At 40.0% G+C, this 14,566-nt stretch carries 16 protein-coding genes; 6 read left to right on the top strand and 10 right to left on the bottom strand.

The window, feature by feature from the left end; genetic code table 11:
* Positions 1-27: 27 nt before the first annotated feature.
* The gene (locus ABD930_RS09805) at positions 28-411 is read left to right on the top strand and encodes a four helix bundle protein (protein ID WP_345231534.1); all 384 of its coding nucleotides are present in this window, start codon (positions 28-30) and stop codon (positions 409-411) included.
* 45 nt (positions 412-456) lie between these two features.
* Positions 457-1,413, top strand: a complete 957-nt coding sequence (locus ABD930_RS09800; RefSeq protein ID WP_345231533.1) for a methylenetetrahydrofolate reductase — start codon at positions 457-459, stop codon at positions 1,411-1,413.
* 105 nt (positions 1,414-1,518) lie between these two features.
* Here ABD930_RS09800 and ABD930_RS09795 read toward each other — a convergent pair whose 3' ends face one another.
* Both ABD930_RS09795 and ABD930_RS09790 read right to left on the bottom strand, forming a co-directional pair.
* Complete coding sequence (locus tag ABD930_RS09795) at positions 1,519-2,046, bottom strand: hypothetical protein (protein ID WP_345231532.1); 528 nt, start codon at positions 2,044-2,046, stop codon at positions 1,519-1,521.
* A 128-nt stretch (positions 2,047-2,174) separates the two neighbouring features.
* On the bottom strand, positions 2,175-2,681 hold the full coding sequence (locus tag ABD930_RS09790) for a hypothetical protein (RefSeq protein ID WP_345231531.1): 507 nt from the start codon (positions 2,679-2,681) through the stop codon (positions 2,175-2,177).
* Positions 2,682-2,838: 157 nt separating this feature from the next.
* Between ABD930_RS09790 and ABD930_RS09785 the strand changes: the two genes are divergently transcribed.
* The 3 genes from ABD930_RS09785 to ABD930_RS09775 all read left to right on the top strand — a co-directional run bounded on the left by ABD930_RS09785 (position 2,839) and on the right by ABD930_RS09775 (position 6,006).
* Positions 2,839-3,255, top strand: coding sequence for an OsmC family peroxiredoxin (locus tag ABD930_RS09785; protein ID WP_345231530.1), 417 nt, complete (start codon positions 2,839-2,841; stop codon positions 3,253-3,255).
* A gap of 197 nt (positions 3,256-3,452) precedes the next feature.
* Positions 3,453-5,111 carry a DNA repair protein RecN gene (gene recN, locus ABD930_RS09780; RefSeq protein ID WP_345231529.1) on the top strand — a complete coding sequence of 553 codons (1,659 nt, stop codon included), beginning with the start codon at positions 3,453-3,455 and terminating at the stop codon, positions 5,109-5,111.
* 76 nt (positions 5,112-5,187) lie between these two features.
* Positions 5,188-6,006 carry an enoyl-ACP reductase FabI gene (locus tag ABD930_RS09775; RefSeq protein WP_345231528.1) on the top strand — a complete coding sequence of 273 codons (819 nt, stop codon included), beginning with the start codon at positions 5,188-5,190 and terminating at the stop codon, positions 6,004-6,006.
* Positions 6,007-6,203: 197 nt separating this feature from the next.
* Here ABD930_RS09775 and ABD930_RS09770 read toward each other — a convergent pair whose 3' ends face one another.
* Together ABD930_RS09770 and ABD930_RS09765 are read right to left on the bottom strand one after the other, a co-directional pair.
* The gene (locus ABD930_RS09770) at positions 6,204-6,632 is read right to left on the bottom strand and encodes a hypothetical protein (protein WP_345231527.1); all 429 of its coding nucleotides are present in this window, start codon (positions 6,630-6,632) and stop codon (positions 6,204-6,206) included.
* Positions 6,633-6,984: 352 nt separating this feature from the next.
* The gene (locus tag ABD930_RS09765; protein ID WP_345231526.1) at positions 6,985-9,567 is read right to left on the bottom strand and encodes an ATP-dependent Clp protease ATP-binding subunit; all 2,583 of its coding nucleotides are present in this window, start codon (positions 9,565-9,567) and stop codon (positions 6,985-6,987) included.
* A gap of 191 nt (positions 9,568-9,758) precedes the next feature.
* On the opposite strand from ABD930_RS09765, the gene ettA reads away from it, so the two are divergent.
* Positions 9,759-11,441: an energy-dependent translational throttle protein EttA gene (gene ettA, locus ABD930_RS09760; RefSeq protein ID WP_345231525.1), complete on the top strand. Its 1,683-nt coding sequence runs from the start codon at positions 9,759-9,761 to the stop codon at positions 11,439-11,441.
* Positions 11,442-11,535: 94 nt separating this feature from the next.
* Here the strand turns inward: ettA and ABD930_RS09755 are convergent, their stop codons facing one another.
* The 6 genes from ABD930_RS09755 to ABD930_RS09730 all read right to left on the bottom strand — a co-directional run bounded on the left by ABD930_RS09755 (position 11,536) and on the right by ABD930_RS09730 (position 14,468).
* Positions 11,536-12,150 (bottom strand): substrate-binding domain-containing protein, encoded by a 615-nt coding sequence (locus tag ABD930_RS09755; RefSeq protein ID WP_345231524.1) that lies wholly within the window; start codon positions 12,148-12,150, stop codon positions 11,536-11,538.
* Positions 12,151-12,188: 38 nt separating this feature from the next.
* The gene (locus ABD930_RS09750) at positions 12,189-12,392 is read right to left on the bottom strand and encodes a hypothetical protein (protein WP_345231523.1); all 204 of its coding nucleotides are present in this window, start codon (positions 12,390-12,392) and stop codon (positions 12,189-12,191) included.
* Between the two features lie 381 nt (positions 12,393-12,773).
* The gene (locus ABD930_RS09745) at positions 12,774-13,109 is read right to left on the bottom strand and encodes a hypothetical protein (RefSeq protein WP_345231522.1); all 336 of its coding nucleotides are present in this window, start codon (positions 13,107-13,109) and stop codon (positions 12,774-12,776) included.
* Position 13,110: 1 nt separating this feature from the next.
* Positions 13,111-13,800 carry a hypothetical protein gene (locus ABD930_RS09740; RefSeq protein WP_345231521.1) on the bottom strand — a complete coding sequence of 230 codons (690 nt, stop codon included), beginning with the start codon at positions 13,798-13,800 and terminating at the stop codon, positions 13,111-13,113.
* Between the two features lie 76 nt (positions 13,801-13,876).
* Complete coding sequence (locus tag ABD930_RS09735; protein WP_345231520.1) at positions 13,877-14,293, bottom strand: DUF3997 domain-containing protein; 417 nt, start codon at positions 14,291-14,293, stop codon at positions 13,877-13,879.
* A complete protein-coding gene (locus ABD930_RS09730; protein ID WP_345231519.1) occupies positions 14,280-14,468 on the bottom strand; it encodes a hypothetical protein in 189 nt (62 codons plus the stop codon). Before ABD930_RS09730 ends, ABD930_RS09735 begins: the two co-directional genes overlap by 14 nt.
* Between the last annotated feature and the right edge of the window lie 98 nt (positions 14,469-14,566).

The following is a 14,566-nucleotide window of genomic DNA, read 5'->3' as shown; positions in this document are numbered from 1 at the left end:
AATTGACCCATTATCTACCTTTACAAGATGCAAGAAACTATAAAATCTTATACGGAATTAGAGGTTTGGAAACAAGCAAGGGGTTTAACCAAAGAAATTTATCAAGCAACAGCAGCCTTCCCAAAAGAGGAAATATTCGGATTAGTAAATCAGATGAGACGAAGTGCTGTCTCTATTCCGTCAAATATTGCAGAGGGATGTGGACGAAATTACGCAAAAGACAGTATTCAATTCTTTTATATAGCAAGAGGGTCACTATACGAATTAGAAACCCAACTTTACGTTTCTTTTGATTTGCAATATTTTGACAAGAATTTATTAAACAAACTACTTGGTCAACTTCAGAATTCTAGAAAATTACTAAATGGTTTTATCCGTTACTATCAGCAGTTAAAAGACATAAAGCAATAGCTTTCTCTGACAACTCACAACACGCAACACGCAACTTAAATTAAAATGAAAATAACAGACCATATCAAAAACGCCAAAGGTAAAACCCTTTTTTCTTTCGAGCTTTTGCCACCAATTAAAGGGCAAAGCATCCAAGGAATATTCAATACCATCGATCCGTTAATGGAATTCAATCCACCATTTATTGATGTCACTTATCTCCGGGAAGATTATATTTACAAGCAACATCCAAATGGTTTACTGGAAAAGATTGCCTATAGGAAGCGCCCAAGTACCGTAGCCACGTGCGCTGCGATCATGAATAGATACAAAGTAGATGCCGTACCGCATTTAATTTGCGGGGGATTCACGAAAGAAGAAACCGAAAATGCATTGATCGATCTACAATTTCTAGGGATAGATAATGTACTGGTATTGCGTGGCGATGCCCGCAAAAGCGATAGTTCTTTTATTCCTACACCCGGTGGACACGCTTATGCCTCCGAGCTGCTGCAACATGTGGTCAATATGAACCAGGGCAAGTACCTTCACGATTACATGGACAATACCGAAAAAACGGATTTTTGTATCGGTATCGCAGGCTATCCCGAAAAACATTTTGAATCGCCAAATCTGGAAACGGATTTTAAATACCTGAAACAAAAAGTGGATGCCGGAGCAGACTTCATTGTAACACAAATGTTTTTCGACGTAGACAAATACCAGGCATTTGTTGCTAAATGCCGGCAAAACGGTATTCATATACCCATTATACCCGGTCTAAAGCCTATTACGACCAGTAAGCAATTGGTCAGTCTTCCAAAAGTCTTTCATTTGGATATCCCTTTGGAACTGAGTGAAGCTATTCTGGCCTGTAAATCCGAAAAAGACGTAAAAGAAGTAGGTATCGAATGGATGATTCACCAATGCAAGGCATTAATCGCTTTAGGTGCACCTGTGCTGCATTTTTACACCATGGGTAACCCAGAACCTACAAAACGTATCATTCAGGGGGTGTTTTAAACATTTACTATCTTCGGTGATGCCTCTTTGCTAATCAAGCTATTTCTAATTTTAGGGTACCAAATTATACCTTTAAATAGAAATAGCTTCGCACTTTACCCTAAACTATTCATTCCCGTTATAGGGAGCTGAAAACTTACCCTCCGTTATTTTAATATACTCACCCTCAGCACCCAGGCGCAAGACACCCGAGAACGTACCGGCTACTCCCCAATCGTCCAAGCGGGTGATGGTCAATTCAAATCCCGTACCATCATCAGAACCATTGTCATAACTTAATGTACCATTTTCCGTTTGTTCATAATAAACACCATGTAGATTCGACTCCTTCGAAGTGTAATGTGTAGTTGTTGCACCTCCATCCTCTACCAATAGTTCTAATCCCAATCCCGGAGACAGGGGATCATCATTTTCATGTCCGCCAACCACAACAAAATGTACGACTTCTTCGCTAGGCTTATCATTGGCATTTACTTTCGCGTTAAATTCGCGATATTCACCATCAATCTTGCATGTCAAATACTTATCATTTTCAGGAGTACTAGCGCCTCCATCATCCTTTTTGCAACTCCACATCGACATAATCAGTGTGGCGCATATTAATACACGAATACCGTCTTTAAATTTCATCATTTTTATTATGTTAATCGAAAAATCAAAACAAAAATAACAAAAAAGCGACTCAACGCCTATCAACAAAAACCTGTATTCTTTTTTACTTGATTTCTACCACATCAAAATAAGGGCATACTTCATAAAACCTATTTTTTTATTCTTAGACTAGTATAATAAGCCATCACGCGATACTCTCCTTGCACCCTACCAAAAACAAATCCAAAATAATGATCCCCTACCGAGCTGTTGCCCCCATATTCGCAGTACAATTCCAACAAAGTTGTCCCCTTGTCAATCAAACGCCCTAAACGTTTATAATAGTCGCCACTCGCCTCCACATCTATCTGCTGTATGCGTGACACGTCCGTTTCCGGAATTAAACGACGTACCTGATCATTGAAAATGGTATCCGCATACTGATCGAATTCGTCTGCCTGAATTAAACCATTAGCCTTCTCTTCATCCGAGAAGGAATTCATTCCATCAATCCAATACATGGTTTGCAAGGGAAAATAAATCACTTGTTGAAGTGCGTCTAGGCGCTGAGCTGCGACATTGCGTTGAAATCCGGTATAGAAACTTCTAAACGCTTTATCCAATTTTTGGCCAAAGCTTGTCCCGCACAATCCCAATAGTAGAAGTCCTAACCACATTCTTTTTTTCAGTTCATGCATAAGTAAAACAAAACCTAAGTGCTCCAATATACGATTAATTCCCCTATTGCCTTCATAATTACCCTCCTTTTCGAAACAAAAATAACAAGCCTTTGTTGTTCATAAACGATAAATAGCAGATTAAAAATTTAAACAGATGAAACGGAATGCAACGGCCGTATGGCATGGCACAGGAAAAGATGGTAAAGGCGTAATAAGCACCCAAAGTGAGGTATTAAAAGAAACAGCCTATTCTTATAAGACACGTTTTGAAGAAGGGACAGGCACTAATCCCGAAGAACTGGTAGCGGCGGCACATGCAGGCTGCTTTACCATGAAATTAGCATTCAATATTGATTCAGCAGGGTACGAAGCCGACCGCTTAGAAACCACCTGTACCATCGAACTTAAAGAAGGTTCGATCACGAATTCCTACCTTAAGATTATCGCTAAAATACCTGGGATTCATAAAACAAAATTTGACGAACTGGTTACCGATGCAGAAAAGAATTGTCCGATATCGAAACTACTCAATACCGCCATATCGGTTGATGCTCAGCTGGTAGAAGACTAAGTTTTAATCCAAACTCAGCAATAGGCAATAAGCCGTATGCTTTAAGCTATTGGCATAGTCTGCAAGGCTATAAAATCGGTAACGCTTATTGCTTATAGCCTATAGCTTAATGCAAGTTTAAGTTATACGTTTTAAGTAACGGAAAGCCGATGGAATCATCGGCTTTTTTCATTTTTAATTTTTAATTTTACCGGTGTATGCTTAGTCGACTACTGATAAAAAATTACGCGCTAATCGATCAACTTGATATACGACCAGCGAAAGGTTTAAATATTCTGACGGGGGAAACAGGTGCTGGAAAGTCCATTATTTTGGGCGCCCTCTCTCTTATTTTAGGGCAACGAGCCGAGGGAAAATATTTTTATAACCAAGAACGAAAATGTATCATTGAAGGTTTCTTTCAGCTAGCGGATTACCAGCTTCAGTCTTTTTTTGATGAACATGATCTGGATTACGATGAAGAAACCATTCTACGTCGCGAAATAAGTGCTGATGGCAAGTCTAGAGCCTTCGTTAACGATACGCCAGTCACGTTAACCGTATTAAAAGCTTTGGGCGAGCGATTAATCGACATCCATTCACAGCATGCTACCCTGGAAATCAATACCGAAGATTTTCAATTGATGACGATCGATAGCGTCAGCAAAAACACCCATTTGCGGACACAATATCAATCCACCTATAAACAATATAAACAAACAGAGCAAGCACTGCATGCCCTCGAAGAAGAAGTTAAACAGGCACAAACAGAGGCCGATTACCATCAGTTTTTATTCGATGAATTAGCCGCAGCCAAACTAAACAGTGGAGAACAAGAACTCCTTGAACAGGAACAAAATCAACTCAGTCATGCGGAAGAAATTAAACGGGCATTACTCCAAGCCAACTTCCTACTCAGCGAACAAGAGCAACCCGTTATCAGTGCTTTAAAAGAAGCGCTTCAACAGGTACAGCAAGTAGAGCGTTACGTTCCCAATTTACAGGAAATTGCCGAACGACTACAAAGTGTTTTTATCGAGGTCAAAGATCTTACCGAAGAAATCAGCCATATCGAGCAAGGTATACTATTTGACGAAGAACGATTAACAGAAATCAATGACCGGCTAAGCCTGATCTTTCAACTGCAACAAAAACACCATGTATCGGGCATAGACGAATTGCTTGTTATTCAGCGAGACCTGGAAAACAAACTCCTCAAACTGTCAAGTAATGACGATACTTTAGCCAAGCTTAAAGAAAAGCATACCCAATTGAAGGATGCTTGTGAAAACTTAGCCCAAGAACTCCATAACAGTAGAAAACAGGCTATCCCCTACGTGCAGGAGGCCGTTATTCGCGTCTTACGTGAAGTTGGTATGCCTAACAGCATCCTGCAAATCGATCTGGTGTCCACCGGACAGTTAAGACCATCCGGTACAGACAACATTCAATTTCGCTTCAGTGCCAATAAGGGGCAAGAACCTCAGCCACTGAACAAAGTAGCTTCCGGGGGCGAACTCTCCCGCTTAATGCTGGCAATCAAATCCCTCATTGCCCAGACTTCCGCTTTACCAACCATCATTTTTGACGAAATTGATACCGGTATTTCCGGTGAGGTTGCCTTAAAAGTTGGAAATGTTTTGGAAGACATGGCACAATACCTTCAAGTAATTGCGATTACACATCTTCCTCAGATTGCATCAAAAGGACAAACCCATTATCAAGTATATAAAACAGAAGAGCAGGGCCTTACCCGCACCCATATGCGTCAATTGAATCCGGTAGAGCGGGTGACCGAACTCGCACAGCTATTAAGTGGTAGTAATCCAGGTGATGCTGCCATCCAACACGCTCAGGAATTATTAAAACTTAAGTAAATGCCTTGCATTTCATTATCGCTAAAAAAATGGTAATTTAGCCCGCTAAAACAAGTACATCAATAAAACAATCGATATGGCTTATAACCTACTAAAAGGGAAAAGAGGAATTATATCCGGTGCTTTAAACTCCAGTTCCATTGCATGGAAAGTTGCCGAAAAAGCACACGAAGAAGGTGCTACCTTTGTGTTAACCAATGCTCCTATTGCAATGCGCATGGGTGAATTAAATGGACTTGCAGAAAAAACAGGATCAACGATCATTCCGGCAGATGCAACCAGTATCGACGATTTAACTAATCTCTTTACGCAATCGCAGGAACTGCTCGGTGGTAAAATCGATTTCGTGCTACACTCTATTGGCATGAGTGTAAATGTTCGTAAAAATATTCCTTATACTGAAGCCAATTACGATTTTTTTCAAAAAGGCATGGACGTATCAGCATTATCCTTGCATAAAATGCTTCAAGTAGCGATGAAGTTAGACGCTATTAATGAATGGGGTAGTGTGGTTGCCTTAACGTATGCAGCAGCACAACGTACCTATTCTTTTTATAATGATATGGCCGACATTAAGGCTACTTTAGAGTCGATTGCCAGAAGCTTTGGTTATCACTACGGTGTTGCCAAAAAAGTACGGATTAATACGGTATCCCAATCGCCGACTAAAACAACAGCCGGACAAGGTATTAAAGGTTTTGGCAACTTCTTTGATTTTGCCGACGCCATGTCACCATTAGGCAATGCTACTGCAGAGCAATGTGCCGACTATTGCATTACCTTATTCTCCGACTTAACCCGCATGGTTACCATGCAGAACTTATACCACGATGGCGGATACTCTTCTACTGGTGTAACCAACGCCATTATGGAAAAATTCGGTATTGAAGGATAGTAACCCAATAATCATTAGATAAAAAAGCACCTCAAACGATGAGATGCTTTTTCGCTTTTATAGCTTCTTATAACTTTAGGCAGCGGTAATCAAAAAGTTCTCATTAGTAATGAACAATAATTCTCATTACTAATGAGAACTTTTTATAGTTACTCTTATAGCTTAGTGATTGCTGTGAACATCCCCTCCTAATTCAACTAATTTATCGGATCAGAATCCGATAAAATCAATTTACCGTAAATCAAATCTTCCGGCGGATTGATCTTGTGTTTGCCATCTGATGCTTCACAATAAATTCTCAGATAACCGCCCTGATCATCAAACCCATAATTATAGGTGTAAGCCACCTGATTAATTGTTGTTGGCAAAGCTTCATATTCATTGTCTATCAAACTCAAGTGCACAATAACATAACCATCATCAAAATATGCATCATCAAGCTCAGGCAACTCCAATGTTTGGTACCAAGTCAATCCATTATCCTCAGTTCCCCAATTATTGCTACCTCCAGGAACATCAAATTTTATTGTTCTCGAATTAATCGGATTTACGATTTCTTCTTTTTTACACCCACTCATTCCTACTAAGCCTATCAGGGCAATCATTAAAAATAAATACTTCTTCATGCGTTATTGGTTGTTTTATTCGTTATTCATTAATTTTCAGTATCAAGACAAAAGTATCAAGATCTTTCTAAGCACGCATGGCTTTTCGCTTTATGCTTTCTGCTCATCAAGCTTTGTGTCTTGTGTCTTGTGTCTTGTGTCTTGTGTCTTCTAATTAGAATAACAAAACTCCAAAAGGTTTAAGCAATAACCGCTCCATTTTTAGTTGTGCGTTACGTATGTGCATTTCGGGACAGGCTCGAAAATTATTTATAACAAAGAAGGCGTCGCTTTAATGAGCGACGCCTTCTTTTTATCCGTCTGAATTTATACTAACCTCACATGGGCTAATTAGAAAATTGACTCATGAACATTATCCTTCCTTCTTTTCCCGTTCATCCTGCTCATCCTCCTGCTCTTTCCCAATATCAGTAGGTTTTGAAGCCTTTTTATTAGCCGTTTTATTCGATCCGTTTACAACAATCTCTTCCTTCGCTTTGTCATAATCAATCGACAAGATTGCACCATCGGCCAAATCACCTTTCAAGATTTCCTCCGCAATAGGATCTTCCAAGTATTTCTGAATGGCCCGTTTTAACGGACGAGCACCAAAATTGCTATCAAATCCTTTCTCTGCAATGAACTCTTTCGCTCCGTCGGTCAAGTTCACCGTGTAACCCAAACCTTGGATCCGATCAAATAAAGACTTCAATTCAATATCGATAATCTTGAATATCTCTTCTTTTCCTAAAGCGTTAAAGACAATTACATCATCTACCCGATTCAAGAACTCAGGTGCAAAAGCGCGTTTTAGTGCATTTTCAATGACACTGCGCGAATGCGTTTCCGCTTGGGTGGCTTTCGCTGTGGTCGTAAATCCAACACCCTGCCCGAAGTCCTTCAACTGGCGGGCTCCGATATTAGAGGTCATAATCACGATGGTATTCCGGAAATCTACCCGCCTTCCCAAACTGTCGGTTAATTGCCCTTCATCCAATACTTGCAATAACAAGTTGAATACATCAGGATGTGCTTTTTCAATTTCATCCAATAACACTACGGCATAAGGTTTCCTACGCACTTTCTCTGTCAACTGTCCACCTTCTTCATAACCCACATATCCTGGAGGCGCTCCCACCAAACGAGATACCGCAAATTTCTCCATGTATTCACTCATATCGATCTGGATCAGCGAATCTTCACTATCAAACATAAAGCGCGCCAGTTCTTTCGCCAGCTCCGTCTTACCTACACCTGTTGGGCCTAGGAAGATAAAAGAGCCTATCGGCTTTTTTGGATCCTTCAACCCTGCCCGGGTACGCTGAATAGCCTTCACCAGTTTTTTCACTGCATCATCTTGCCCGATAATCCGTCCTTTCATCGAATCGGCCATATTCAACAGCTTTTGGCTATCGGTTTGGCCTACACGTTGTACCGGAATACCGGTCATCATGGAGACCACCTGTGCTACATCATCTTCGGTCACGGTATACCGTTTAGTCTTCGTTTCCGCTTCCCAAGCTTGCTTTTCACGATCCAGCTCTTCCAATAATTTCTTCTCGGTATCGCGAAGCTTAGCCGCCTCTTCATATTTCTGACTACGCACCACTTTATTCTTTTCTACTTTGATATCCTCGATTTTCTCTTCGATATCAATGATACTTTGTGGTACGTGAATATTGGTCAAATGTACGCGCGAACCTGCCTCATCCAACGCGTCAATAGCCTTGTCAGGTAAGAACCTATCGGTAATATAACGGGTTGTTAAACCCACACAAGCTTCAATGGCTTCCGATGTATAGGTTACCGCATGATGTTCTTCGTATTTATCTTTAATCCGATTTAAGATCTCAATCGTTTCCTCATGCGTTGCTGGCTCAATCATCACCTTTTGGAAACGACGGTCCAAGGCGCCATCCTTTTCAATATATTGGCGGTACTCATCCAATGTAGTAGCACCAATACATTGAATTTCTCCACGGGCTAAGGCTGGTTTGAACATGTTCGACGCATCCAAAGACCCCGAAGCCCCTCCAGCACCTACAATGGTATGGATTTCATCAATAAATAAGATCACATCAGGAGATTTTTCCAGCTCGTTCATGACCGCTTTCATGCGTTCTTCAAATTGGCCTCGGTATTTTGTACCCGCTACCAGCGAAGCCAAATCAAGCGTTACTACCCGTTTATTAAAGAGCACACGGGAAACTTTGCGCTGTACAATACGTAAGGCCAAGCCCTCCGCAATAGCCGATTTACCCACTCCAGGCTCACCGATTAAGATCGGGTTGTTCTTTTTACGACGTGAAAGAATCTGAGATACGCGTTCAATCTCTTTTTCACGTCCTACGATTGGATCTAGACGCCCTTCCTCGGCAGCTTTGGTTAAATCCCTACCAAAATTGTCTAGTACAGGTGTTTTTGATTTAATGTCAGAAACTTTCTTCGGTTGACTGAAACTATCTTCATCACGATAATCATCATCTCCAGCAGTAGAGCCAGAGGCTTGATCCGTAATTTCTGTTTTATTTTGCTCTACTTCCGCCTTAAACACATCGTAATTGATGTGGAATTGCTGAAGAATCTGCGATGCGATATTATCTTCATCCCGCAAAATAGAAAGCAGCAAATGTTCTGTTCCAATGATTTCGCTTTTAAATATTTTAGCTTCCAAGTAGGTGATTTTCAATACCTTTTCTGCTTGTTTCGTTAAGGGGATATTGCCCAGATTTGCAGTGGTTGATGAGGTACCTTTCACAGCCTCCTCAATGGAGCGCCGCAAACGTGCCGTATCCACCCCAACATGCTTTAATATTTTGATTGCTAAACCATCTCCCTCGCGGATCAGGCCTAGCAAGAGATGCTCGGTGCCGATATAATCGTGTCCAAGTCGAAGCGCTTCTTCCCTGCTATAGGAGATAACGTCTTTTACGCGTGGCGAGAATTTTGCTTCCATGAATGTATTTACCTTTCTTTTAATGTGCTAAATGTATAAAATTATTAATTAAACATCCAGCGCGTTCTGTAACTTTTATCAACAATTACGCCATTTCATCTTTACGCCATGCCTGTCAGTAATTCGAATACTTAAAGTTACGCGTTTATGACCAATTATCACCATCTTTGCTGGATATTTTTATTAAGCATATGTCAGACGAGAAAGTTATCTTTTCGATGGCCGGTGTAAATAAGATTTACCCGCCTCAAAAACAGGTACTAAAAAATATTTATTTATCGTTCTTTTACGGTGCCAAAATTGGCGTTATCGGCTTAAATGGTTCCGGAAAATCATCTTTACTTAAAATTATTGCCGGTTTAGATAAATCCTATCAAGGTGAAGTCGTCTTTTCTCCAGGCTATTCTGTGGGTTATTTAGCTCAAGAACCCGAATTAGATCTTAAAAAAACCGTTAAGGAAGTGGTAGAAGAAGGGGTTGCTGAAACCAAAGCCATATTGGATGAATATGAAGCCATTAACGAAAAATTTGGATTGCCGGAAGTATACGAGAATCCCGATGAAATGGATAAATTGATGCAAAGGCAAGGCGAATTGCAAGATAAAATTGATGCTTCGGGAGCATGGGAATTGGATACCAAATTAGAGCGGGCCATGGATGCCTTACGTTGCCCCGAGCCTGATGCGTTAATTGCCAATTTGTCAGGAGGAGAGCGCCGTCGTGTGGCATTATGTCGGCTTTTATTGCAAGAACCCGATGTTTTGCTCTTAGATGAACCCACCAACCACCTCGATGCTGAATCCATCGATTGGCTGGAACAACATCTACAACAATATAAGGGAACCGTCATTGCCGTGACGCACGATCGCTATTTTCTAGATAACGTTGCTGGATGGATCTTAGAACTTGATCGTGGGGAAGGCATTCCTTGGAAGGGTAATTATTCATCTTGGTTAGATCAAAAAGCGAAACGTTTGGCACAGGAAGAAAAAACCGAAAGTAAACGACAAAAAACACTGGAGCGTGAATTAGAGTGGGTACGCATGGCGCCAAAAGCCAGGCATGCAAAATCCAAGGCACGTTTATCCAATTATGAAAAGCTGGCTTCGGAAGAAACTAAGGAACACGAAGATCGCTTAGAGCTCTTCATCCCTCCCGGCCCACGCTTAGGCAATGTCGTGATCGAAGCACAAGGAGTAACAAAGGCATACGGCGATCGGGTGCTCTTCGAGCATCTCACCTTTTCTTTACCCCCAGCAGGCATTGTGGGTATTATTGGACCAAATGGCGCGGGAAAAACAACTTTATTCCGGTTAATCACCGGACAGGAGCAACCGGATGCTGGTTCGTTCCGTGTAGGCGAAACTGTTGCTTTGGGCTATGTCGATCAACTGCATGACGACCTTGACCCGAACAAGACGGTCTGGGAAAACATTACCGGTGGGCTTGATAATATGGTTTTAGGTAACCGCACGGTTAATTCCAGAGCCTACGTCTCCAAATTCAATTTTAATGGGGCCGATCAGCAGAAAAAAGTTAATGTACTTTCTGGCGGAGAACGGAACCGTGTACATTTAGCCATCACCTTAAAGAAAAGTTCCAATGTTCTTTTACTGGATGAGCCCACCAATGATATTGATGTCAATACCCTTAGAGCCTTGGAAGAAGGTTTGGAAAATTTTGGTGGCTGTGCGGTGATCATCTCACACGATCGTTGGTTCCTCGATCGGATCTGCACGCATATCTTAGCCTTTGAAGGTGATTCCCAGGTTTATTTTTTCGAAGGCAACTATACGGAATACGAAGAAAACCGGAAAAAACGCTTAGGAGATGTAGCGCCTAAACGGATTAAGTATAAGAAGTTAGTCAAGTAGTTGTGCGTTATGAGTTACGCGTTGTGAGCAAGATTAAACATCCTATTTCGATAGAGGCAAGACTCGCAACGCATAACTGGCAACTCGCAACTGATTAAAGTTCAAACTTCATCCACGATGCTCCACTTTCGCTGAACACAAAATATTGCGGGTATAGGAGTTGAGCCAATAGTTCAACATCATCAGCTGCGTGTAAGAGGTTTCCTTGTAAGTGTTGGCTATGTTCAACGAGAAATACGTTATTTTTCTCAACAGCCGCACTCGTTTTCCATTGTGGCTGATCGAGCAGTACAGGGAGTTCGCCTAACAGCTGGTACATACCTTCCGCCAAAAAGATCAACAATCCCGCATCCGCTTCATCAGGATTAACTATTCGTCCACCTGCCGTTTTGATCAGGGTATCCAAATAATGATTACGAAGCAAGTTATGTCCGTTTTGTATTAGTGCAACTCTTGGGCGTTGATCTGTGGCAATAAATTTCAATTTATGGATAACGATATGAATGCGTTCTTCCATATTTTCCCGCAAGGTTTCTGCTTTAGCCGACACATCAAATAGCCGACCAATATCGCTGATCAGGTCAAATACTTGCTGGATATCCGTTAGTTGTTCAACCTTATTCGTTTCCGCTATTTCCAATAATTGTTCGCAAGCTTCATCTAAATCGAGTGCCTCCAATAGTGAGCGAAGTCCGTTATCCTGTTGCATAGTTATTTCGTTATCGTCGGTGAGCAAATATAAGGCATTTAGAAGAAACAAAGGATTGCGGAAGCACTATCTCCGGGGCTTAATAACCGGATATACATCGCGCTGTCTTTCTCGGCCACGACCTCCATCCTTTTGTTTAGGTAAGTTACCACCCGATTTTGAGCCGAAGCAGGTTTAGCGCAGGTGACCAAAAGCGCCATCATGAAAACAGGTATTTTTATAGCATGAGGTAAGTTGAGCATAGGATTACTTTTTGGTTACCTTACAAACATAGCTAAACCGGAAATTATATAAGTTGTTTTGTCGTTATTTTGATAAAATAAAACAAGCCTTTACTTTTAAATGAATAAACTTGGATTAAGTGTGCTGTTTTTTTAACATTATCGCAAGAGATAAATAATTCCTAGGAACGAGTTTTTTAGAAAATAGAACTAACCATTGCAAAGGACGCTTATTATATCATTCTATTCATGTATTGACATTTTCTTTCACCAGATATTTTACGTTTTTACCAGACTATTTTTCAACGATAAACCCAACCTATAGATTTTCCACTACCCAACATATTACGAACATATCCGTGAGGCTGGCTTTGCAATAAACTAAGATTGATGTTAGAGGATTTATTTCTCCCAGCAACTGATGCACAATGTTACTCCGATATCACCCATTCTTTTCATAATATTTGGATCAAATTCCATATTACATTGTTGTTCATATTCATACATATACCAAAAACTTATTTGTTCTTCCTTTATTCCTAAGCTCTTCAATTCACTTAAATTCCCTTCTATTGTTGAAGTAAATTTATCTAACGCATGAAGAAAATCAGAAGAACCTTCCTCTATTATTTGATACCAATCTGATTGATACTCTCGACTAGAGATACCTAAGATGTTTTCAATTTTTTGCTTTTCATCAATATTACATCTTATTTGCAATTCATAATAACTAGCCATACTATTTTAAATAATCAGTTGCCTTTAGATTTGTTTGAAATGTTTTACCTTTGAATGGGCCTGTTCCTGTTAGTTGAATTTTGTCTCCAACAACTTTAACATCCGGATTATTACCTACTTTTTTCACAAAATCCCCAACATTACTCAAGATATTCTTTTTTATTACACGGTGGAAATGTTCTCTGCTTACGGCAATTTTACCAAAGTATAATAACTTGCTACCATTTGCTGCTCCTTTTATAGCAACATTTGGGATATTAGACTTCTTTCCTCTTAACAATCCCAACAAACCTGTTGTCAACCTAGTTTTCTCTTCTAGTGAGCCGTTTGAATAAATATCATAAATATTATCTGGGACTTCTTTGAAAGTATTCCATACCTCCCCAATCGTCTTAGGTTCACCCTCTTCTAAAGGCCGTATCGGTGCTAATCCTTTAGCCAGATCTTCAAGTCCAGCAACAAATCCATCCCAAAACTGAATTCCATTGCTTTTTTCTCCTCTCTTCTTATTCGGATCATCTTGCTCACTAGCATTTGCTTCCTTTTCTTGTAGAAAATCAGCTATTTCAGTCGGATCAGAAGTTGACCACCTATCCTTACTTTCTACCCACATACCATTCGGATCCAGCTTGCTAATGGGATCGTTCAATGCATAGTTGTACGGAGAATATGAAGCATAGCTTTCCAGCATCGGCTCCACACCTTTCTACTTGCCAATCACCATCGTAATGGCGCTTTCTGAAATTAAAAATAATATCCTTTAATATCTATCTTATTGTCATTGAGAATTCAACATCTTCTATTCGTAATTCTTTTTTTTTAAATTGAAATTCTTTCAGATTTAAAGGTCCTAAAACACCTGAGTCTGGTACTAATGTTTTTTTATGAACATGTAATATATAATAATTTGTCAGACTACTATCAATATTTGCAGGATAACTAAAAGGATGTTGTTTGGCAATAATATATTTTTTACTACATCCAACGGAAAAAACACAAGATGGTACCACACCTACAAAATTTCCGGTTTCCAATTTAAAGTCTATATAAATGTTATTTTGAAAGCCATCTGTGGTTGTTAAATAATAATTGCCAAGTATTTTCTTACTCTCAAACTCATCGCCAAAACATGAAACAAGGAATAGACAAATAGCTATCGATAAAAAACATCTACTTCTTTTCATCTTTTTTTAACTTATCTGTATCTAATTTTTCCGAAAAAATGTAGGTTTGATAGAAATTACTCATCGGCCCTCCTGAATCGTAAGAAGGCAAGGCATGATAAAAAGCAGATGTCATACTCGTGTTGTTAGTGATAACATACTTTAATGTTTTGGAATCTTCTTCATAATATATCATTGTTGTCCGGTTAAATTCCCAATGTTCTTACAAAACATGCTTGGTTTCACTTGATCGCTGTTTTTCTGTTTAATGTCGATAGCATGGTCATGTCTGAA

It is taken from the genome of Olivibacter ginsenosidimutans, assembly GCF_039542865.1.
Classification (GTDB): domain Bacteria; phylum Bacteroidota; class Bacteroidia; order Sphingobacteriales; family Sphingobacteriaceae; genus Olivibacter; species Olivibacter ginsenosidimutans.
This window is presented reverse-complemented; position numbering and strand designations above follow the sequence as displayed.